Source organism: Paenibacillus sp. FSL K6-1318 (assembly GCF_037976905.1).
In the GTDB taxonomy this organism is placed as follows: Bacteria; Bacillota; Bacilli; order Paenibacillales; family Paenibacillaceae; genus Paenibacillus; species Paenibacillus amylolyticus_A.
The window spans coordinates 5,460,885-5,483,450 of sequence record NZ_CP150270.1 but is presented as its reverse complement, the minus strand read 5'-3'; the positions used below and the strand labels follow the sequence as shown (position 1 = coordinate 5,483,450).

The 22,566-nt window shown below is 45.1% G+C and carries 17 protein-coding genes and 2 pseudogenes; 15 read left to right on the top strand and 4 right to left on the bottom strand.

All coding sequences use genetic code 11. The annotated features are described in order from the left end of the window. The first annotated feature begins 22 nt into the window (after positions 1-22). From NYE45_RS24335 to NYE45_RS24315, 5 genes and pseudogenes are all read left to right on the top strand, one after another. Positions 23-463: a sigma-70 family RNA polymerase sigma factor gene (locus NYE45_RS24335; RefSeq protein ID WP_340014348.1), complete on the top strand. Its 441-nt coding sequence runs from the start codon at positions 23-25 to the stop codon at positions 461-463. Then, the gene (locus NYE45_RS24330) at positions 405-1,229 is read left to right on the top strand and encodes a hypothetical protein (protein ID WP_340014347.1); all 825 of its coding nucleotides are present in this window, start codon (positions 405-407) and stop codon (positions 1,227-1,229) included. Before NYE45_RS24335 ends, NYE45_RS24330 begins: the two co-directional genes overlap by 59 nt. Before the next feature lie 143 nt (positions 1,230-1,372). Further along, positions 1,373-1,933, top strand: a pseudogene (locus NYE45_RS24325) (GNAT family N-acetyltransferase). A 137-nt stretch (positions 1,934-2,070) separates the two neighbouring features. Continuing rightward, positions 2,071-2,736 (top strand): cyanophycinase, encoded by a 666-nt coding sequence (locus NYE45_RS24320; protein WP_340014346.1) that lies wholly within the window; start codon positions 2,071-2,073, stop codon positions 2,734-2,736. A 415-nt stretch (positions 2,737-3,151) separates the two neighbouring features. After that, complete coding sequence (locus tag NYE45_RS24315; protein ID WP_340014345.1) at positions 3,152-3,688, top strand: nucleoside deaminase; 537 nt, start codon at positions 3,152-3,154, stop codon at positions 3,686-3,688. A 406-nt stretch (positions 3,689-4,094) separates the two neighbouring features. Here NYE45_RS24315 and NYE45_RS24310 read toward each other — a convergent pair whose 3' ends face one another. Together NYE45_RS24310 and NYE45_RS24305 are read right to left on the bottom strand one after the other, a co-directional pair. Then, positions 4,095-5,237 carry a hypothetical protein gene (locus tag NYE45_RS24310; protein WP_340014344.1) on the bottom strand — a complete coding sequence of 381 codons (1,143 nt, stop codon included), beginning with the start codon at positions 5,235-5,237 and terminating at the stop codon, positions 4,095-4,097. Between the two features lie 30 nt (positions 5,238-5,267). Then, a complete protein-coding gene (locus tag NYE45_RS24305) occupies positions 5,268-5,741 on the bottom strand; it encodes an RNA polymerase sigma factor (RefSeq protein WP_340014343.1) in 474 nt (157 codons plus the stop codon). Between the two features lie 461 nt (positions 5,742-6,202). Here NYE45_RS24305 and NYE45_RS24300 point away from each other — a divergent pair, with 461 nt between their 5' ends. Beyond that, positions 6,203-6,583 carry a DUF3888 domain-containing protein gene (locus tag NYE45_RS24300; RefSeq protein WP_340014342.1) on the top strand — a complete coding sequence of 127 codons (381 nt, stop codon included), beginning with the start codon at positions 6,203-6,205 and terminating at the stop codon, positions 6,581-6,583. Between the two features lie 313 nt (positions 6,584-6,896). After that, positions 6,897-7,358 carry a hypothetical protein gene (locus tag NYE45_RS24295; protein WP_340014341.1) on the top strand — a complete coding sequence of 154 codons (462 nt, stop codon included), beginning with the start codon at positions 6,897-6,899 and terminating at the stop codon, positions 7,356-7,358. Positions 7,359-7,608: 250 nt separating this feature from the next. On the opposite strand, the gene NYE45_RS24290 is transcribed toward NYE45_RS24295, so the two are convergent. Continuing rightward, positions 7,609-8,094, bottom strand: a complete 486-nt coding sequence (locus NYE45_RS24290) for a hypothetical protein (protein ID WP_340014340.1) — start codon at positions 8,092-8,094, stop codon at positions 7,609-7,611. Positions 8,095-8,387: 293 nt separating this feature from the next. On the opposite strand from NYE45_RS24290, the pseudogene NYE45_RS24285 reads away from it, so the two are divergent. Both NYE45_RS24285 and NYE45_RS24280 read left to right on the top strand, forming a co-directional pair. Further along, positions 8,388-9,437 (top strand): annotated as a pseudogene (locus tag NYE45_RS24285) (AMP-binding protein). Positions 9,438-9,515: 78 nt separating this feature from the next. After that, on the top strand, positions 9,516-9,941 hold the full coding sequence (locus NYE45_RS24280) for a hypothetical protein (protein WP_340014339.1): 426 nt from the start codon (positions 9,516-9,518) through the stop codon (positions 9,939-9,941). A gap of 164 nt (positions 9,942-10,105) precedes the next feature. Here the strand turns inward: NYE45_RS24280 and NYE45_RS24275 are convergent, their stop codons facing one another. Further along, positions 10,106-12,910: an endo-beta-N-acetylglucosaminidase gene (locus tag NYE45_RS24275; protein WP_340014338.1), complete on the bottom strand. Its 2,805-nt coding sequence runs from the start codon at positions 12,908-12,910 to the stop codon at positions 10,106-10,108. Between the two features lie 254 nt (positions 12,911-13,164). On the opposite strand from NYE45_RS24275, the gene NYE45_RS24270 reads away from it, so the two are divergent. From NYE45_RS24270 to NYE45_RS24245, 6 genes are all read left to right on the top strand, one after another. Beyond that, complete coding sequence (locus tag NYE45_RS24270) at positions 13,165-14,952, top strand: sensor histidine kinase (protein ID WP_340014337.1); 1,788 nt, start codon at positions 13,165-13,167, stop codon at positions 14,950-14,952. A gap of 1 nt (position 14,953) precedes the next feature. Next, entirely contained in the window at positions 14,954-16,468 is a 1,515-nt protein-coding gene (locus tag NYE45_RS24265; protein WP_340014336.1) for a response regulator transcription factor, read from the top strand. A gap of 280 nt (positions 16,469-16,748) precedes the next feature. After that, positions 16,749-18,221: an ABC transporter substrate-binding protein gene (locus NYE45_RS24260; protein WP_076333162.1), complete on the top strand. Its 1,473-nt coding sequence runs from the start codon at positions 16,749-16,751 to the stop codon at positions 18,219-18,221. Positions 18,222-18,298: 77 nt separating this feature from the next. Then, complete coding sequence (locus tag NYE45_RS24255) at positions 18,299-19,228, top strand: ABC transporter permease subunit (RefSeq protein WP_036605780.1); 930 nt, start codon at positions 18,299-18,301, stop codon at positions 19,226-19,228. A 24-nt stretch (positions 19,229-19,252) separates the two neighbouring features. Further along, positions 19,253-20,173 carry a carbohydrate ABC transporter permease gene (locus NYE45_RS24250; protein WP_062837930.1) on the top strand — a complete coding sequence of 307 codons (921 nt, stop codon included), beginning with the start codon at positions 19,253-19,255 and terminating at the stop codon, positions 20,171-20,173. A 36-nt stretch (positions 20,174-20,209) separates the two neighbouring features. Beyond that, the gene (locus NYE45_RS24245) at positions 20,210-22,564 is read left to right on the top strand and encodes a glycoside hydrolase family 3 N-terminal domain-containing protein (RefSeq protein WP_340017434.1); all 2,355 of its coding nucleotides are present in this window, start codon (positions 20,210-20,212) and stop codon (positions 22,562-22,564) included. Positions 22,565-22,566 lie beyond the last annotated feature (2 nt).

Below are 22,566 nucleotides of genomic sequence, written 5' to 3'. Positions count from 1 at the left end.
AAATCAAGAGGAGATTCTTACCATGTCAGGAGCTCATGACACAAAACCTGTTTATCCGGATAAACAGGAAAGCATCACTAACTTTGAAAACACTTATGAGCTGTATCGTCAAAGGATTTACAAGTACTTTTCCCTGAAATTGAATCCGATGGTTGCAGATGATTTGACTCAACAGGTGTTTTTAAAAGCAGTCGAGAATCTTCACCGATTCCAAGGGAAATCAAATTTATTTACGTGGATATTCAAGATTGCTCAGAATACAGTGAAAAACGAATATCGCAGGTTATCGCGAAAAAAAGAAACTCCGTTTGATTTTGCGGGATATGAATCACAGTCGATCTCCCTTGAATTTACGAAGCATGTTGATTTTCGAATTGATATCGGAGTTGCGCTGAAAAAGTTAAATGAAACCGACCAGGAAATCATTGCATTACGCTTTTTTTGTGGACTGCACACCGCTTGAAATTTCTAAGATCGTAGGGATGCGTGAAAGTGCAGTAAAGAACAGACTCTACAGAGCTTTGGAAAAACTTAAAAAGGAACTGAAAGAATGGGGAGGCGTTACGATCATGTCTATTCAAGATCTAATTTCAATTGTTAATAAGGGTGAAAACGAGGGATTGAACAATCAGCCCAATAAAGTACACCATGATTTGTTCAATGAACTAAGTGATCATATTGAACGAATTTCGCTAAAGTACAATTATCATCCATCGCGAAAAGTGACGATTGAAGTATATCCTGATATGCCATCGTTTCACCAAGCGGTCGGAGAAGCAGATGCTCCGAATTGGTTCATGGGTACCTATGAAGGGAGTATTCTCAAAATTGTATCTCCATTAAATCCAGGACCGGAGCATACCTATCAATCGATTCTTAAAGGTACGGTTCACTTGTTCGCCATGTGGCTAATAAGTGAAATTAATCCGAAGGCTCCGAAATGGATAAGGCAAGGAATTGGTGGATATGAAGCCAAGGGGATGACTCAGGACTTTATTGAAGGTTCAACAGAAGAGTCTATTCACAATTTAGAGATCCCAACGTTCGAACAGTTAGATAATGATACCTGGGATTTCGAAACGATGAAGGGTTTTCAGTTTTCGTTCCTATTTGTAGAGTTTGTTGTTCAACAATATGGAATAGACCAGTTAAACAAATTGATCCGTAACCCCCAGGATTTTAATGGTATCTTTCAATGTTCCGAGAAGAATTACATTAGAAGATGGTAGAATTTATAAGTAAGTAACCCATACAAAAATGTATGTTGCCCGGGGGGAAGAACCGGGCTTTTTTTAACGTGGTTAGAGTTATGGTAAATGTACTATCAATAAATTGGATTATTTTGTATAATGCATGTAAAAAGAGGTTGTCTATGAATCCTATCATGATTGATTTTCCAGATGAGTTTTTTACAGAGCGTCTACTGATTAGAATGCCTAAACCAGGTGATGGAAAGGTAGTATGTGAAGCTGTAAATGCTTCCGTTGAAGAGTTGAAGCCTTGGATGAAATGGGCTCAGGAAAAGCATACGGAGTATAATTCAGAACTTGGGATAAGAGAAGCACATATTAAATTCCTAAGTAGAGAAAACCTAAGGCTACTTGTATTTTTGAAGGATACCGGGCAATTAATAGCCTCTTCTAGCTTACACAGCATTGATTGGTAAGTTCGAAAGTTTGAAATTGGGTATTGGATTGATACTAGGTATATTGGGAAAGGTTATATGACTGAAGCTGTACAAGGTATCACTGATTTTGCTTTTAATCATTTGAATGCAAATCGAATAGAAATACGTTGTGACACCAAAAACACAAAAAGCAAGATGATTCCCGAAAGATTGAGGTTTGACCTGGAAGGTGTTATTAGGAATGAAGACCTGTCTGTTGATGGAAGTGAATTAAGAGACACGAACATATATGCATTAGTAAAGTAAGCATTTTTAACTGTTGCGATTTGTTAAGCCAACGAGCAGGTTAACGTGGCTGAACAATCGTTCATCTTTCTAGCATGTATAATATGTTTTCGTTAAGAATGAGTGAATGTAAATAATACATATGGAGGTAATTAAGTTTGAAAACTCACTACTATTTCAGTTGGTTTAATCATTTTTTTCCTGAGAAGCTGGTCCATTGTTTGCAGGAGGATATACAAGACAGAAAATCGCTTGTTATGATTAGTGCTAATCCGTCTGGTCATACAGATGAGCAAGTTAACTTTGATGATATTTCTGAATGGACATGGTTGAATCAGGCTAATATTATTTTTGATGAATATCATTTCATTGATTACCGTATGCAGAAAGAAGATGCTCAGCGATTCATTCAGAACGCTTCTGTCATTTTTTTATGTGGTGGATATCCTGTTTTGCAGAACGATTTTTTGGCGGAATATGAATTATCGGATGTTATTAAGAATAGCAATGCCATTATAATGGGTGCCAGCGCCGGTGCGTTAAATATGGCTGCAAAATGGTTAAGCTTGAATAACACTGATGAAGTTGAAACAAGTACTATTTATGATGGTATTGGTTTTGATTATTTTGCCTACGAATCTCATTCTCAACGCGATTACGCAACGTTTGTTCAAGGCTACCTGTTCCCCTTGTCTGAAGAGATTGATGTTTATGCGGCAGAACAGGAGAGCGCTATACGTGTAAAGGACGGCAAAATAGAAATAATGGGGCCTGTATATTTAATTTCCCACTCAATGATTCAGAAGTTGGTTGAGACGCTCTAATTAGGGTGAGTGGCTGTGACCTTACATAAGTAATTACTTTTGATGTATAAAATCAAGGCTAACAGGCAAATCATCTCAGGTCTCCTTTCTATGATTGGAATACTGTTTGTAAACAGATGCAATCTTAATATCCCTAGGACTTATAGTCGGCAGGGTATTAAAGTGATCAGTTGCTTATTTCAACTAACGGACTGACAATAGGGATCGTTGCAAAAATGCTAACGATCCTTATTGGTATACCTTTACAGAAAGTGGAGAACTCGAAAAATTATATTAGGAAGATGAGCTCCTTATTAAGCTAGCGGGCAGATTAGCTTAGCCATACAAGAAAAAATTAGCATTATGGGAGAAGGAGTAGCAGTATATTTTTGGAATATATTATTATTGGGAATTACTGAGATGGGATGTGTATAAGATGGACAAGCATTACCAAAACCTTCTGTTAGCTTTTGAAGAAGCAGAAAAGGCTAGAGATGAGGGTACTTTTCCTATCGGTGCAATTATTGTTGATGCAGATGGTTCAGTTGTAAGCCGAGGTAGGAACAGAGTTTTTTCAAGCTGTGATTCTACAGCTCACGCCGAAGTGGACGCTATAAGAAAAGCTGGAAATGTGATACTTCATCTTGAGAGCAAGAAATTTATTCCTAAGAACGAACTTACCTTATATACTACCTGTGAGCCTTGTCCCATGTGCACAGGTACAATCGTATTGTCTTTGATTAAAAAAGTGGTTTGGGCTGCAAATGATAAGGATATAGGTGCATTAAAAAAATTCAAGGAATTAAATAGCGAATTACCTATTTATAATGATCTGTTCCACGACATCGAGTTTGTTGCAGCCCCTTACAGAGATTTAGAATTGAGACAAAGAAAAATGTTAGCAGAATGGAACAACAGCCGTGGGTATACCGATAATCATTGGAATGATGAATTAGTAAATGAAATTGTTTAATAATAAATGAAACTTTGCGCCTGATGTATTAAGCTAACGGGAAACGTTAGCTCAATAACAACAAGAAAGCAGCTGATCATTGTGATTGGCTGCTTTTACTCAACTAACGGGCAGTTTTGCTGAATAGATCTGCTGAGTATGTGGAGCATCTGGCCTCTCACGGTTGGTTGCGGACAAGAAAGATAAAAATCGTAAGGTAGAGGAGAAATCTGGCAGATACGATTGCGATTAAAAAACTACCCATGACGCACATGCGTCATGGGTAGTTTTTAATCATTTCCATACGTTCAGGAGGGGGCCGTGTGAAATAGCGATGTCCTAATCACTTCGTTGGACAGACAGAGTTTTGTGTAAAAATGGCCACCGTCCGTGAACGGCTATTCTTCGTATACATTTCCGAACCGACTTACTTGACCGGCCCCATCCAGGTTGAAATCGCCTTCTGCTGGTGCGGCAACGGCGGTTTTAACTTCCCGTTATCGATCAAATGCTTCAAAATATAAGCGACAAGCCGGCCTCCGCCGGTGTTGCCTCTCACCATGTAAGCAAGCTGCGGCTCCAAATGTTTCGGCTGATTTTGCAGGAACAGGTTGAGCATTTTGTCGTAGAGCTTGCCGACAGCAGGCGCATAAAGAGCGGACAAATCCGGCATTGCTTTGTTCAACCGATCCAACGTTTGCGGAGAGTCCATCCAGACCGCATTGAACTTGTACCCCTCCTTCGTCTTGCGGATGTACCCTTTCTCCAGCAGGAACGAATATTGCTCAGCGTTCTCTTCGTTGTCGGGCAGTTCCCCTTGTTGGAACGCATGACAAATCTCGACATTCCGATATTCCAGCAAACGCCAATCCATCTGGCGGTCGCTCCAGTACGTATTGAATTGCCACAAGTATAAAGGAGAGTCTTCGACGTAGCGGAGCGACGGACCGAAGGTGACGTAACTACTCATATCAAAACCCGGATCGGCATAGTGGCTCCGATTTAACGCCGCATAGGCAATATATTGACCTCCGTCCTTTCGCATTGGTGCGACCGCATCGAAGTTTTCGCCAGCCGGCATGCTCCGCCAAGATTGCTCCTCAATGTTCTTGGGCAGCAAGGTCCAGAGCAGGAAGTTATAGTCGCCGTCCGGAACGTACACTCCGCTATCCTCGACTTGCCGGCGAACTTCCATTAACGCGTCGAAATGAACATCGGCCACTTCGGCGGCGCAATCTTGCCAAAATTGATGACCGGCTACGGCCAACTCGAAGAGGTCCCAGACGATGGTATTGCTTTGATATTTGCGGGGAGAGGTTTGGGTGAGAAAATTGTAATCGGCCAGGTGCCGGACTTCACCTTCCAGTAAAGACGGCGGCATTCCTAGTTCCTCCGCGATTTGATGTACGGTACGCGCCTTGTGATAAGCCGCGTAAACGATATTTTGCGCCACGGCGCGTCCAAGAAAATCGTTGGTTTCGCCCAGTCTGCCGGCCGAACCGGAATGGTCCATTTCCCCCATGCTGACCGGATTGACACTTAAAGTTCCTGTTGCACGCATACGTTTCATCCCTTTCCGTAACTTCTTTTTAGCCTCGCTCTAATGCCACTTCACCGTGTTTACAGGAATGTTCAGAGCAATCGCGATATCGCCGATTTTAAGCTCGTCGTAGTAATGCATGACCACGATCCGGCGATGGATGTCGGACAGAAACGCGACTTCTCGGCGCAGCTCGCGGTAAGCTTCGGTTACCAGCAGCCGGTCAAGCGGCTCCCGGGAAGGGGCGGCAGACAGTTCGGACATACCGTTGATTTCGATCGCTTGGGGAGCGTGCGCACGCTTTTTCAACCAATTCACCCAAGTGTATCGAGCAACCGTCCAGACGTAAGCGTCAAGGCTTCTAATGTCCCGCACCCCAGAGAAGGATTTCAACAACTGCAGCATAATCTCCTGAGCCAGATCCTCCGCTTCGGCCCGGTGCTTGACCCGGTTTAACGCAAAACCGAAAATCGGTTTGACATAGCTCCGAATCGCTTCCACGGCTTCCTTTCCGTTTTTACCAATTGAATCCATCTTTTGCCTCCATAGTTGCATCTGTAATTCCTGACAATTATATAGTGTGCCAGGCGAAATAAAGGTTGGGATTATTTTTTTTAAAAAATTGGACGTCCTACCGGATCACTCATACATGTATAATTACAAACATCATGAATAGATCATTTGTATGGTTAAAAAGACGTTATGAACTTTTTGTTAAGTATATTGGAAAAGAATTAAACAAGTTGAAGATTACTTTAGATGTAAAGGTCTCACTTTTAGTATATAAACATACTTTTTTTCGTTCAACTATGGGAGGATACAAACTAGGAGCACGAGCCGAAGTTCTTCTTCGGGTACTTGGGGTACTCCTTCGTTCCGTAGTTAACCAGGAGTGGTCTCGATTAATTATTCAAATGCATAATTGAGGTTCATTAAACTAACGGGCAGGATAGCGAAAACTATCCTTAAAAATGCTGAAGATGAGGGGTTTAGAAATGAAAAGATTTATTGGATCATTGCTAACAGTCATCATTTTCTTGATGGCAATCGAGCCTGTTTGTGCAAAGCCAAACGATGAACCGTTGAAACGGTTAGTACTTACTTTGTTAGCTCCAAAAATACAGGAACAGATTAACCATTACTACAAAAATAAATTAACTGTATCACCTGCGTTTACGCCTTTTTTGGATGGAACTAATGTAGACGTTAAATATCATTCTTCACATATTGATGTTCAGGTTAAAACAATCCCGTACGTAGGACCTCATTTGGATGTTGGACTCGACTCGATGAGGTTTAGTATAGTTCTTGACTATCAGCACATTAGGGATTATGACTTGCCTCCTAACTGGCAAGAAATTATTAAAACTCGTTAAACTAATGGGAAACGTTAGCTTAATAAAACTTAAGAAGGCATCAAAGTGATCAGCTGCTGTTTTCAACTACCGGACTGATAATAGAATCGTTACAGAAATGCTGACGATCCTTTTTGTGTACCTTTGTGGATGCTTTAGAACAGAAAATTATGTTAGACTGATGATATCCTATTAAACTTCATGCCCATGTACTTAATCTAGCAGCTGATGAAATTTTAAATTGCAATTATTTTATTATTGTATATACATCTAACTTATGGTAAATTAATAAAGCTTTATTTATGTATATATTTAAATAAGAGGGGTTTTAGTTATGAAAAAAAGCACTTTGTTCGTAGGATTGTCGGCATTATCCTTGGTAGCAGCTGTCACGGTTGCATCTGCAGCACCATCAAATAATGTAGCTGACTCATCTACTGCATCTACACAAGGAGAAGGAATCATTACTCCAATGGCAGTTGATAATGAGATTGTGAATTCACAGATTTCCGGAAGTAGCTACACGAAGAATTTTAATATCCAAGCAAATTTTGGATGGGTCAAAGTTTGGGTCCAAAATACATCTAAGGAAACCTTAACTGTCCGAGTTACTCAAAGTACTCTGTCTGGTACCCAAAAAATGTCATTCTCTGTAGCTCCTGGTGCATCTTGGACTGAATATGGAACAAAACCGTGGGCAACTGGTACTCATTGGGTTAGCATTAGCACTAAAAACGGCGGTAACATGTCAGGATTGCTTTCTGTTAAACTCGCAAATACGAAGGAAGAGCTTTAATACGGAATAAAATAATAGAAATATTAGGCCGCAAACTGAAATCGGTATTTACCGGCGTCAGATGTTGTTTTCAACTAGCAGGCTGACAAAAAAGGATCGTTGCAGATATGCTAACGGTCCTTTTCTGTATACCTTTAGGGGTGGTATGTACTCCAGAAAATAGGGACAAAAAAAGCCCAAAAGGCCTACTTCCATAATTGTCATAATAAACTTTTCCTAGCACTCTCGTTGGTAAAAGAAATTATTTCCTTTAACTTTCCCTTGTAGGAGTATGAGTAGCAACTTTCCATTTACCTTCCTCATAGGTTAAAGTTATTTTTGCAGAGAGCGACCCCTCATTGGCACGATACTTACTGACCTCTATGGCAATGTTATTATCTGATTGCTTCTCCTGCTTTTCAATTTTCAGTAAAATCCCTTTAAGCGTGTTTTCAGACTGTTCAGAAAGTCCTTCTTCAATCAATTCTTCATAGGTTAGGTTATAAATTTTTACGTTATATTTGCTGTGAAGGTAATCCTCAATGCTTTTCTTATCAGAATCCTTTAATGGAATTCCTTTATCGAAATCCAATGAGATATACTCCATGTTTTCATTAAGAGCCGTATCTGTTGAAATTAACTCCTCCAACACCACACGATAAGGTTCACCTAGTTCATTCTGCTGACTAGAGCCAGTAACACCACGCGCGCAAGCTGATAGTAAAAATAACGCTACAACACTGAGAATAAAATGCATTGTCTTTACTTTTATGACAATCCCCTCCGTGGTATTTGTTACCTATATTAACGTAATGATAAACAGAAAAGTTGTATTTCAGTTTAGAAAGCAGCCCAATTTGATCTACCTAATTAAGTTAGCAAGTAGGGTTAAAGGCAAGGATCGTATGTTGGCAGAACTGTAATATCAGAAGAATTTATGGTTTTAATAGGGGATAATGATTACTTATTATTTCAGATATATGCAACTCTCTTTTTATTCCATAGTTTTCTTAACGGATAAATGGAAATTTAAATGTTGGGGGTAATTGCTTGCTTCTATCCGAACGATTGCCAATTGCAGCAAGTCTGTACCCTGAGGAACCTGCGTTAATGAGACATGGGCAAACGATGAGTTATGGGGAGCTTTACAGTCTGGTTGAAAGATTCAGTCATACCCTGTATGTTGAAGGACTCCGGGCCGGTGATCGCTTTGCCCTTTTAGGTGATCCAGATCCCTAGCTCGTTGTTGCGTTTTATGCAGCAGTTGGGATCGGTGCTATACCGCTCGTACCGTCTCCTATGCTAACAGTGCCTGAACTCGCTGCCATATTTCAGGATGCAGAACCACATATGGTTATTCATGATGACCAACATGCCGAAGCCGCTATCGCCACGGTAAAGCTTCTTGGATATTGTCCAAAACTGTTCACGACTGACGAAGAAGGGACGAATAACAGTTCGCTGGCTGCTCTTTTACAGCAGGAACCTGCGTTCTCTCCAAAAGACCATTTCAATCGAAGTGTAGACGATACGGCAGTCCTGATTTATACGGGTGGGACAACCGGTCGAGCAAAAGGGGGAATGCATTCGCATCGAGGTATGGCAGCTTGGAATCAACTTACGCCTTCAGCAGGCTTCGGTCATGATCTCAGGCGTCGTGTGTTAGTGCTCAACCTATCCCATCTGGTGGGTCAGTTTCAGTTGTGGGCGACCATGGCTGCCGGAGGCTGTCTTGTATTCCTAGACGAATACCCGGCAGATGTACACCGCATTATGGAAGCTGTTGAACGTGATCAGATTACGCAACTCAGCACAGTAGGCCAACTGCTCCGTGATCTTACCCGCGAGGCATCCGTCGGGGGGAGAAACTTGAAGAGCCTGTCGCTTATTGGCTGCGGAGGGTCCATTATTTCCCCGGATACACTACAGGAGGTCGTATCGCAATTTCCTGAAGTTATCATTGTGAACAACTACTCACAAGCGGAATGTGGAATGTCCATAAGTCGCCTTTTTCCTGCTCAGCATATGGAGGATCCTCATCGCCTTCGATCCGTAGGTCGTCCTGCTGACCTGGCTGCCCAAGGTGAGCAGGCCTTCTAAGTTCGGATATTAAATACGGACGGAAGTGAGACAGTTACGGGCGAGACTGGAGAAATCATTGTTCGAGGTGAACAGACCATGCTGGGGTATTGGCGCCATTTGGAGGCTACTGCCGAGACCATGCCCGATGGCTGGATTCGAACTGGCGATGTCGGTTGTCTGGATGCCGAAGGTTACCTTTATGTATTTGATCGCTTGAAGGATATGATTATTGTGGGCGGTTCCAATGTGTTCTGTGCCGAAGTGGAGCATGTTATTGTGAGCCATGAGTCGGTAAGCGAGGCGGCCATAATCGGACATCCTCTTCCCGACGAAGGAGAGGAACTTGTCGCTTTCATCGTGTTACAGGATGGTGAAAGTATGGATCTGACGCGGGTGCGGGCGTTTTGTGAGCCACACCTTGCTCCGTACAAATGGCCGACTCAACTGTTCATTGTGGATACTTTGCCGAGAACAGCCGTGGATAAAATAGACAAAAAGCAGTTGCGCAAGCATCTATCCTAAATTTCATCCGAAGGACTAGGTAACGGGAATGCTGTTTAATAGCTGTTGGGCAGAATATTTATTGTTAGATCAACAAAAACAGCCCTTCAACTTCCTTTCGGAAGTGAAGGGCTGTTTGTTTTCATTACTGTTATCCTGATGTACACAAAAAATACTTTGCAGTATTACCTCAAAATCGTAGCGGCCTGATTGCCCGCATAATCCTCAATAACCAACTTCAATGAGCTGTTGCTGGACATTGGTGTGAATGTCAGTTCACTGAGCTTTGTTCTACCCCGAATGATATACGGGAATTTCTGCGAAACGTAAGTGACCCCGAACTCGCGTGCCACCCCATTTTCATATACATAGATCTTGTACCAGTCCTCCAGATCCGGGAGGGCTAATGTGTATTTTCCATCTTTTACCGTGACCTTTTCCTTGGCGTATGGTGTAATCTGAAGATCTGCGAGCTGTCCGGTATGGGTAACCGGGTTCTGCCCGCCGATGGCAATGTTCAGCACGTAATGTTCACCATTGGTCGGAAGTCCGGTCAGGACGGCAGATTGTTTTCCTTTTTTGACCTGAACTGACTTGGTGAAGGGTTCTTTCGTGTATTCGGTTTCAAGTGTGAGCTGAATCGACTCGTTGCCTTTACCTTTATCTTTATTTTTATCCTTGTCTTTATCTTTGCCCGAATCTTTCGCTTTCTTCGGGTTTTTCCAGCTTACAATAGCATCGCCATTCTTTTTGAATTTCACATCGATATTCTGAACGGCTGCATTCAGATCATAAGGCAGGACCGCTGCTTCACTCTCGGTACCATCTGCACCAACCGCACGAATGGACAGTTCACCAGACGGCTGTTTTAGCGATTTGATATAAAAAGTGGAATCATACACGCCGCCTACATAGGCGCCATTTTCATATAAATTGTATTGTTTGACCTCTGAATAGTCTTTCATGTCCCATGCGACAACCAGTTCATCGGTGTTGGTCAGTGCTTTGGCAATATGGAATCCGGTAGGTGCATCCGGTGCAGCCGCTGAACCATCGAATATACGGATCTCACCAATGTTCATCTGATAATTCTCTATAGACTCGCCATTAGGGTCAAAGGATAATCCCATAGCAGCAATGGTCTTTCCTTGATAGGTGCTCAAATCAAGTGTAGCCGTCTTCCAGCCTTCCGTATGCTGGCCTGAATTAGGCACTTCCACATTGACCACGTTGGATGGATCATCTTCGAAGATTAACCCAACATGCAGGGAGGAAGCGTCGCTAGTTGACGGTTTGTTATACGTGAGCTCCAGTTTGGATTGTCCGTTGACGGACAGGTCGGTTTTGTACAGACGCAGGAAGTTCTCCGCGTTCAGTGTACCGTTCACCACGAGAGAGCTGCCGCCATTATACGCGCCGATGGAGTCATATGTGTACCTTGCGCCTTTCTCATAAGATGGACCATAGTCAAAATCAACACTGAGCTTGTCACCTTCACTATCCATCCACCATTGCCAAGTGACAGGGATATCCTGAATGTTGATATTGGACCATTCCTTGTCGTTCGAGACAGCGCCATCTTCATAATATTTCAGACCGTGGCCCGTATTGAAGTTCGTTGCAAAATTGGAGCCGTTGATGACGGAGCGTTCGGTCAGATACGCAGCAATTCCATCCCAATTCGCACCGGAAGCATACACATCCGATAGATCGGCAGACGCATTACGACGTGCATCTGTCGGGTCTTGATTTGGACCAGACCACCACGCACGATCGCGCACAAAGGTCATCCATTGGTACTCATCCTCAGCTCGGTGATTGGTGCTGCCATCGCCCATCTCTTCATCCAGAGCGTTGTGGGTGAAGTCGGCACCTAGTGTCGCGATACTATTCATAGGCTGACCGTTCTCATCCAGGTTATGGCGCAGGTCATAGGATTGCTTCCAACGGCCGAACTTGTCATGTCCACCTTCGACACCAGCAAATACGGTTTCCAGTGGATCAAGTCCCAGGCTAAGGGCATGATCGCGGGAATCGCGGAGCATCTTGTGGTTCCATACATAGTTCAGGAAGATGGAATCCGAGACTCTGCCGAGAACGGAATCCTGTACAAAGGGGCTATTGAGCCCATTAAATTGATTCTGGTATTGAATCTTGCCCGTTGTATTGATGGTGGAATCATACCACTGGACATACAGGCCTTTATCTCTTAGATATTTCATGAATTTCTTGTAGGATGCGATATCTTCAGGGGCTACACCCCGGGCAACCTCTTCCTGATTGAAGAAATATCCATCGTAGTTGTAGTATTCTGCCATCTCGGCCAGTTTCTCGGCCACAGGGAAATTACCGTTTTCATCTTGGATCAGCATTTGTTTATAGGTTTGTGGCCCACGGTCATTGTCCGAGAAAAAGATGTTGGCAATGGACTTGACGCCATTTTTGTGGGCTGCATTGGTGTAGGCCGGATTCGGAATGTTCAAAATGCCAAACTCGAAGTATTTCTCGGTCCACTCCTTACTCGGGTCATACAACTCCTCAGGTACTCCCGCAGAGGCCATGCCGTGCCAATAGCTGTAGTAGTCTGTATATTGCCAATAGTTAAAGAGATACTGGCTGAATTCATTGGTATATGGTGTGCTATCGAAGAATGCATTGCCGTAATCACCACTCATCGTGAACAGTTGGGTGTCCGGGCTAAGCTCAGGATAAGCCTGTGTAGCAGCGAAGGCTTCATTACGGGGCTGCAAGGGAACATGGGCACGAAGCAGATCACCATGGATATCACTTTCCGGTGTCCAGTTCAGAATCTGGGCTGAGGTGTACCCGTGTTGATAGGGTTGATTCACCCCTTTGGCACTTTCACCGGTGTAAGGGAGCGTGTCTCCGGCATAAACGGATGATGCAACAACTTGTCCAAGCAGAGCCGTAGTCAGGACCATGGCAGTTACTTTGGGAATGAGGCCTTTCGGTTTGAGTTTGCGTGTCATGCTGTTCCTCCTTCAAGTGGAATGAATGTAAGGTATTCTTTTACACAAAGCTAAACTTATGGTTAACGATAGTGGATGAAAGCGTTTTTAAATAGGGTGAAATTAAAGAATCGCTAGTACAAACTAAAGAAAAGTTCCAGGTGACAAGTTAATGTCAGAAGCCTAATGGTATAATTCAAGTCAGGAAAACAGCATCGGAGGGAACATGCGACTTGAAAATTGTTAGCGTTTACAATAATTTCTTCAAAAATAATATGTTTATGAAAATGCTGCTGATCTTCTCGATGATATCGATTGTCACGATCATTACGTTGTCTTATATCATCTTCCTGTCGGTGTCCGACTCCACGATTCGCCGGGAACTGGCGATCCAGAAAGCGGCGATGGAACATGTGGATCGGTACATTCATCAGCAGTATGAATCGGTGCAAAACATGGTGAGGGATATGCATCAGAATGAGGCGCTGTCCGCCAACATTACTTATCTGATGAATCATTCGTACGCTGAATATGTTCAGCACATGACGAATGGATATTACGCCAATCAGGACGATTATTCGGCCGATGTATTGAAACATTTTCAAAATATTATGGATCGTAATTCGCAGATTAACCAACTCATGTTATATAGCGCTGAGCAGCAGGATCTGTCTACCTTCAATCAACACAAGCAGTTCCGCAAGCTGGACACCAATGTGGCCCATTCCTATATTCCGGACGTGATGGCGATGGAAACGCCCAATATCAGTGCACCCAATTCCTGGATTCGCAAAGAGATCAATCAATGGGACCCTGCGCTCTATTCCATCCGCGTACCGATTAACAATACACAGACCCTTCGGAATCTGGGCCAATTTCTTGTCTTCTTTGACTCGGAGGGAATCGGAAATGCACTGGATAACTACGAGAGTAATCTGAAGGGAGAAATCGTGGTACTATCGGCGAAAGGTACAGTCTTGTTCGACTCCAACAATCAATATTACGGGAAGAAATATCCCTACGTGAATGTAGCCGATTCGCTGTTTGATCAGACGGATATGGACTCGATGAAAAAGGAGCAGAACATGTATGTGAACAAGTTCGTCTCCGCCGATCAGGGTTATGTGGTCATGGGTACCGTTCCGGTAGAAGAGATGGCTGAAACCTATGCGGGCATTCGCAATACCATCATCTCGATCAGTATCGTATGTATTTTGTTTGCCGTGCTGGTTCCGGCGTTTTTCATTATTAACTTTGCCAAACGAACCCGTCGAATTATTCGCTTCACCCAGAAAGTGAAATATGGCAACTTCACGGCTCGCATTGACGATCCGCGTGATGATGAACTGGGGCAGATCTCACATAGTTTTAACGATATGCTGGACGAGCTAAATTTGTATATCGAACGGGTCTACAAAGCCGAGATCAAACAGAAGGAGACGGAACTGGTCGCGTTACAAGCACGTATCAACCCCCATTTTCTCTACAATACGCTCGAAGTGATTCGGATGAGAGCCATATCCCAGGGGGCGAGAGATGTCGGCGAGATGATCTATAGCCTATCCGTATTGTTCAAGAGCCTGGTACAGCAGAAGAAGAACTATACGCTGAAGGATGAGATGGAAGCTTGCCGCTTGTATCTGGAGTTATTCCGAATCCGCTACAAGGATATTTTCATATATACGATCCAGATCGACCCTTCGTATTATCAACACCCTGTGGTCAAACTTTCGCTGCAACCCATCATTGAGAATTATGTCGTGCACGGCATTCAGACGGAACGTTCGGATAACCGATTATCGATTGTTGTGGAAGAGACGGATGATGTGGTGCAGGTGGAAGTCAAAGATAATGGCAAAGGCATTGATCCGGCACGTCTGACAGAAATCCTCGAAGAACTGGAACGTCCTGAAGAGTCCGGTCAGATGTTCGGGCTGCGCAGTGTTCATAGTCGATTGCGTTTCCTGTACGGACCAGAGTTCGGTATCACCATAGAGAGCACCCTCGGAGAAGGAACACGGATCAGGGTGCGTTATCCACATACAGAAGGGACAGGTGTGTAACATGTACAAGGTGTTTATTGTGGACGATGAGCCGTTCATCATTGAAGGCTTATACGATATTGTGGATTGGTCTTCGTTTGGTATGGAAATTGTGAGTCACGCAGGTAATGGGCAGGCGGCGTTACAAGCGCTCTCCTCTCAGCCTGTGGACATTCTGATTACGGATATATCGATGCCGCTCATGAATGGTCTAGACCTGATTCGGGAAGCAAGGCGAGTGCAACCTGAGCTGAAGGTCATTATCCTCAGTGGTTTCAATGAGTTCGAATATCTGAAGGAAGGCATGCAGCTGGGGATCGAAAATTATCTGCTTAAACCGATTAATGTGGAGGAATTGGAATCCACACTGAGCAACACCGCGTCCAAGCTGGATCATACGGTGTCACCTCAAGCCGATGATGCTTATGGCATCCAGATTCTGAAAGATAACATTCTTCATCGATGGCTTACGGGACAGATTGCAGCTACTGAATTTGAAGAACGTGCCCAATTTATGAACCTTTCGCTGGATGCACCCGACGTTGCTGTGGCTGTCTTGCGGGACAAAGAACAGACATCGGGCATGTTTGAACGCGTGGAGGAGATGCTGAGAGACAGACGTCATCTGAACGTATTTCATGATATCGATGGAGACATCGTCATTATTGCCAATATTCAGGGTACGAGCGACGAGGAGCAACAGTTGATGGATGGTCTTCAGGAATTATCTGATGCGATAATCGTAACACATCCTGCGGTGCGCATCGGGGCAGGCAGGTTGATGAAGGGGCTGTACCATGCGCCAACCAGTTATGCTGAGGCCAAAAAAGCACTCCAGTATGTGATGATTTATCCCGATCTTAAAGTGATCGACCATGCGATACTGGAAAGGTGCGGAAGTTCAACGGCGACCTTCTTCATCGATTGGAGGGAGTATGCCAAACTTATTTTGTCCCGGAATACAGAACAGCTTGCCGACCAGATTCGTATGGACTTTGAACAGCATCGCGATGGGCTTACACCTGGGGAGCTGCAGAACACCGCACTGGAAGTTGTGATTCGCTTCAAAATGGAACTGGAGGGCATCAAACATTCGGATGAGTCTGCCATATACCAACAGGGGCTTCAACTTGTGCTGGACAGTGGCACTTTTGATGAGCTCGTGCGAGCACTTCAGCAGGTTGGGTCGCAGACCATCCAATCCCTATTGCAGGATTTGAAGAATCCGATTGTGAACCAGGTGCTTCAGCATATCGACAAACACTACGCAGAAGAGCTCTCCTTGAAGCTATTGGGTGCCCATTATCATCTGCATCCAGTGTATTTGGGACAATTGTTCCATAAGGAGACCGGGGAGACGTTTGCCGAATACATCAACAAATACCGGATTGAACGTGCGAAGGAGCAACTACGCAACTCCAATCTGAAGGTACATGAGATTGCCCGAAATGTGGGGTACTGGGAGACGGGTTATTTCTATAAGCAGTTCCGCAAATATGTGGGGATTTCTCCGACTGATTTCAAGGTGTTTGGTTAATTCATTGTCGGGTAGCTCCAATTTTGCGGACGGAGTCCAAGAGACATATCGGGAACAGAAGTGGCATGTGATGAAGATCATGCATACGTTACCCGGCATGTCTCTTTCATGTAAGCGATTTATTTAAACAGGTACAAAATAGTTGCCCAAGGATGATTTCTCTTTAATTTGTACCTCGAAAACTTAAGTTTATCTTCTTTTTGTAAATGCTTTCATTCGATAAGGTTAAAGCAGTTAGTTTGTAGAGCCTAAGGGAACACGAAAAGGGAGGATCAAAGAAATGAGTAAACAAAGAAAACGTTTCTCGCTCGTTCTTGCATTGTTAATGGCCGTTACGCTTGTTCTTAGTGCCTGTGGAGGAAGCAAAAGTGCTTCAGAATCCGGAGGAGCGGGAGATGACGCGGTCGAGTTGATCTGGTATACCATCGGTACCCCTCAGAAAGACGTCAACAAAGTGATGGAAGAAGTCAGCAAGTATACCAAAGAGAAAATTAATGCCACGGTAACGATGAAGATGGTTGACTGGGGTGACTATCCGCAGAAGATGCAGGTTAACGTAGCATCCGGTGAGCCAATGGATATTCTGTTCACCTCTTCGGGTGGATTCGATTATGTACAAAATGCCAGAAAAGGTGCGTTCCTTGAACTGGATGACTTGCTCACCGAATACGGTCAAGATCTCACCAAGACCATTGATCCTGCATTCCTCAGTGGTTCAAAGGTAGATGGACACAATTACGGAATTCCAGCCAACAAAGAGCTACCTCAACAAGAGGTATGGCGCTTTAACCAGATGCTGGTTGATAAATACAAGCTGGACATCTCTGGTGTTCGTACGTTAGACAGTCTGGAGCCTCTGCTCAAAACGATCAAGGAAAACGAGGCGAGTGTAACACCATTTGCCATGGATAAGAACTATGTTCCTTACGTGCCTTATGACTACGTCATCCAGAACCTGCCAATGGCAATCAAGCTGGATACAACGGACTATAAACTCGTGAACATACTGGAAACGCCTGAAATGAAAGAAGCACTCACCACGATGCACAAATACTACAAAGCCGGTTATGTATCGGCAGAAGCGGCAACAACAGGTTCCACGAACGACCTGACAACATCGGGTAACTGGTTCCTGGATCGTGCACAGACTCAGCCGCTCGCAGACAATCAATGGTCTGCAAGTTACGGTTATGAAGTCGTTTCGACTCCTGCCAGTGATGCGATCATCACGAATACATCTGTACAAGGCTCCATCATGGCGATCTCGGCCAACTCGGAATATCCGGAGAAAGCGATGGAATTCCTGAACTTGCTGAATACAGATCCAGTACTGCGCAATATGGTGGATTCCGGTATCGAGGGCACACACTACAAAAAAGTGGATGACACACATATGGAGAATCTGCCTGAGTCGAAAAACTACGATATGCCTTCATACTCCCTGGGGAACAACATGCTGCTCTTCCTGAACAGCAATGACCCGGACAACAAATGGGATGAGTTCAAGAAGTTCAATGCTGAAGGTGTCAATTCCCCGATCCTCAGCTTCAACTTCGATGCAAGCAATGTATCTGCTGAACTGACGGCGGTACAGAACGTGAAAGAGCAATATTGGGCAGCACTGATGACAGGTACACTGGACCCGGCGACCAATCTGGATCAAGTGATTGAGAAGTTCAATCAAGCCGGACTGGAGAAAGTAATGGCTGAAGCCCAAAGCCAGCTGGATGCCTGGAGAGCGGAAAACAAGTAACGGTACATCGTAAGGATCGGGCGGCTGCATATCGCGTCCGGTCCTTTTTCATTCAAGCCTGAAGGAGGATCTCCACAATGACTACATTTTTGAAAAACCTGATTAGAAACCGAGTCATGCTGCTCATGGTGCTGCCAGGCGCCATCTGGTTCTTCTTCTTCTCCTACTTGCCACTCGTGGGCACCGTGGCTGCTTTTAAAGAATATCGCTTCAGCCGTGAAGGGTTCTGGGCAAGTCTGATGAAGAGCGAATGGGTAGGCTGGGACAATTTCAAATTCCTGTTCAGCACAAGTGACGCATGGCTCATTACACGCAACACCCTCTTTTATAACATCGCCATTATCTTCCTGGGACTGGTATTTGCTGTGGCATTGGCAATCCTGCTCTCGGAACTGGTTAATAAACGACTCGCCAAACTGTATCAAACGGGCATGTTCCTGCCGTATTTCCTTTCCTGGGTTATCGTTGGTTACTTCGCATTCAGCTTCCTGAGTATGGACCGCGGTATGTTGAATCAGATCATCGGCTGGTTCGGGATGGAACCGATTCAGTGGTACTCCGAGGCAAAATATTGGCCGTATATTCTGGTATTCGTAGCGCTATGGAAAACCATCGGTTATAGCAGCGTTGTCTATCTGGCTTCCATACTGGGGATTGATAAATCACTGTACGAAGCAGCCATGATCGATGGAGCAAGTAAGTGGCAGCAGATTCGTAATATTACGATTCCGTTGCTGTCACCCATCATTACAATTATGACCTTGCTGGCCGTAGGCCGCATTTTCTATGCCGACTTTGGACTGTTCTATCAGGTGCCAAGGGATTCGGGCACTTTATATTCCGTAACAAATGTTATTGATACGTATGTATATCGTGGTTTGAAAACGAGCGGTGAGATTGGCATGAGTACTGCTGCCGGATTGTATCAATCTGTGGTGGGCTTTGTGCTTGTTATTATCTCCAACTATGTTGTGCGCAAAGTCGATAAAGACAGTAGCCTATTCTAGGACAAGGGAAAGGAGTGAACCACTATGGCTCAAGCAGGGCTTGTTAAAAAACGTGACTTCCACCACGTATCCAGCGGCTGGAACGTGATCATGAACATCATCGCCGGTCTATTCGCTCTGATCTGTGTATTTCCTTTTATATTTGTAGTCATCATCTCGTTTACGGACGAGAAAGCACTGGCCCGTGATGGGTATCGTCTGATTCCGGCAGAATGGAGTCTCGCGGCATATCAGTTTGTCTGGCAGAGTGGGGACACGCTGCTGCGGGCGTATGGAGTTACCATCCTGGTGACGGTACTTGGTACCATCATCAGTCTGATTCTCATGTCGCTGTACGCGTATGCGATTTCCCGCAAGAGCTTCAGATACCGGAGATTTTTCTCCATCTTTGCGATTCTGACCATGTTGTTCAACGGCGGGATGATTCCAACCTATATGGTCGTATCCCAGCTGCTTGGATTGAAAGATACGTTATGGGCACTGATTCTGCCGCTGGCGATGAATGCCTTCTATATTATGATCCTGCGTACATTCTACTCCACCAGTGTACCGGATGCAGTCATTGAATCGGCGAAGATTGATGGTGCCGGTGAGTTCTATACCTTTATGAAAATCGTGATTCCACTCTCCTTGCCGGGGCTAGCAACCATCGGGTTATTCAGTACACTCGGTTACTGGAATGATTGGTTCAACGCACTCTTATATATTGATAATCCGAATCTGGTGCCGCTGCAATCCATGCTGATGCGAATTGAGTCGAGCATCCAGTTTATCCAGCAGAACTCTGCTAACAGTTCGATGAGTCTGGCAGCCATGCAGTCCATTCCGCAGGATACGTCTCGAATGGCGATGGTAGTGCTTGCCACGTTGCCGATAATATTCGCTTATCCGTTCTTCCAGCGTTATTTCGTACAGGGTCTGACGGTGGGCGCGGTCAAAGAATAGCCGGATCACGCTATAGGATGGGAGAGATGCAGATTGATGACTTATAAGGATCAAAGCAAAGCCATAGAAGAACGGGTACAACACCTGTTGAGCCTGATGACGACGGAAGAAAAGGTAGGCCAACTTACTCAGCCATTTGGCTGGCAGACCTATACGAATGATCAAGGGAACATCACGTTAAATGAATCCTTTAAGCAGCAAGTGGAAAATGGGGGCATCGGCTCCCTTTACGGTGCGCTTCGGGCAGATCCGTGGACGGGCGTTACGCTGGAAAATGGACTATCCGCCAGAGAAGGCGCTGAGGCGGTTAACCTGATTCAACGCTATGCGGTGGAGCATTCCAGACTGGGGATTCCCATCCTGATTGGGGAAGAGTGCTCGCATGGTCATATGGCCATTGACGGAACGGTCTATCCTGTCCCCCTTTTACTGGGGAGCACCTGGAATGTGGATCTGTATCGGGAGATGTGCCAGGCAGTAGCACGGGAGACACGTGCCCAAGGTGGTGCGGTCACCTATTCTCCGGTATTAGATGTTGTGCGTGATCCACGCTGGGGACGTACAGAGGAATGCTTCGGGGAAGATCCGTTTCTCATTGGAGAACTGGCTGTTGCTTCCGTGGAAGGACTTCAGGGTGAAAGTCTCGACCGTGGAGATACAGTAGCGGCAACGCTGAAACATTTTGTCGGTTACGGCAGCTCGGAAGGTGGACGTAATGCAGGTCCTGTACACATGGGCTGGCGCGAACTGCTGGAAGTGGATCTGTATCCATTCCGCAAAGCGGTGGAAGCTGGTGCGCAGTCAATCATGCCAGCGTATAACGAAATTGATGGCACACCTTGTACAGTAAATACGGAATTGTTGGAAGATGTTTTGCGTAAAGATTGGGGCTTTGACGGTCTGGTCATTACGGATTGCGGCGCGATCAACATGTTGGCAAGTGGGCATGATGTTGCAACGGATGGACTGGACGCATCGGTGCAGGCGATTGAAGCAGGTATCGATATGGAAATGTCCGGTGAGATGTTCGGGCAATATCTGGTGCAGGCGGTGGCAGAAGGCAAGCTTGATGTGCAGGTTCTGGATCAGGCTGCTTCTCGCGTACTGGCGTTGAAGTTCAAACTGGGTTTATTCGAACAGCCTTATGTGGATGCCGATCGGGCAGCGGAAGTCATTGGCAGTGAAGCGCATGTTCAGCTGGCACGCCAGTTGGCTGCGGAAGGTGTTGTACTTCTCAAAAATGAGGCTGACACATTACCTCTATCGATAGCAAATGTGGGCAGGATTGCCGTCATTGGTCCCAATGCAGACCAGGCCTACAATCAACTGGGCGATTACACATCTCCGCAACCGAAGTCCAAAGTGGCAACGGTACTGGATGGGATTCGCAGTAAGCTGGCTAATCATGTGGATGGGCAAACGGAGAAGAGTTCTGTTGGTCCTTTGACTGGTGACAGCAGTACAGATCAGGTTCTATATGCACCGGGTTGCCGGATTAAAGGTGATTCAAAAGAAGGATTTGAGCGTGCGATCGAAGTTGCCAGCCAGGCGGATACGGTCATTATGGTGGTTGGCGGCTCCAGTGCACGTGACTTTGGAGAAGGAACGATCGATCTGAAGACGGGCGCTTCCAATGTATCCGATAACTCATGGAATGATATGGAGTGCGGGGAAGGGATCGACCGGATGACGTTGGGGCTTGCCGGAGTTCAACTGGAACTCATTCAGGAGATTCACAAGCTCGGCAAGAAGCTTGTCGTTGTCTACATTAATGGTCGTCCCATCACTGAACCTTGGGTAGATGAACATGCCGATGCAATTCTGGAGGCGTGGTATCCGGGTCAAGAGGGCGGGCATGCCATTGCAGATATTCTATTCGGTGATGTGAATCCGTCGGGTAAATTGACAATCTCCATTCCGAAGCATGTCGGTCAGTTACCGATTTACTATAATGGCAAACGTTCCCGAGGCAAAAGGTATTTGGAAGAGGATCTGGAGCCACGTTATGCATTTGGATACGGACTTAGCTATACCACATTTGAGTATAGCGAGCCGAAACTGAGTGCTGAGTCTATGACAGCTGGTGATACGATTACGGTATCGGTGAATGTGACCAACACTGGCCGTTATGCAGGTGCAGAGGTTGTACAGATGTATATCTCTGATGTGGTCAGTTCGCTGACTCGTCCCGCCAAGGAACTGAAGGGGTTTGCGAAAGTGAAGCTGGAGCCTGGAGAAACACAGATCGTGGAATTCCACATCGGGGCCGAGCAGCTACAGTATATTGCTCGTGATTTGAAGCCTGTCGTTGAACCGGGACAATTCCATATTCATATCGGCAGCTGCGTTAATGATACGCAAATGGCCGAACTGACCGTAAGGGAGGCGTAAGA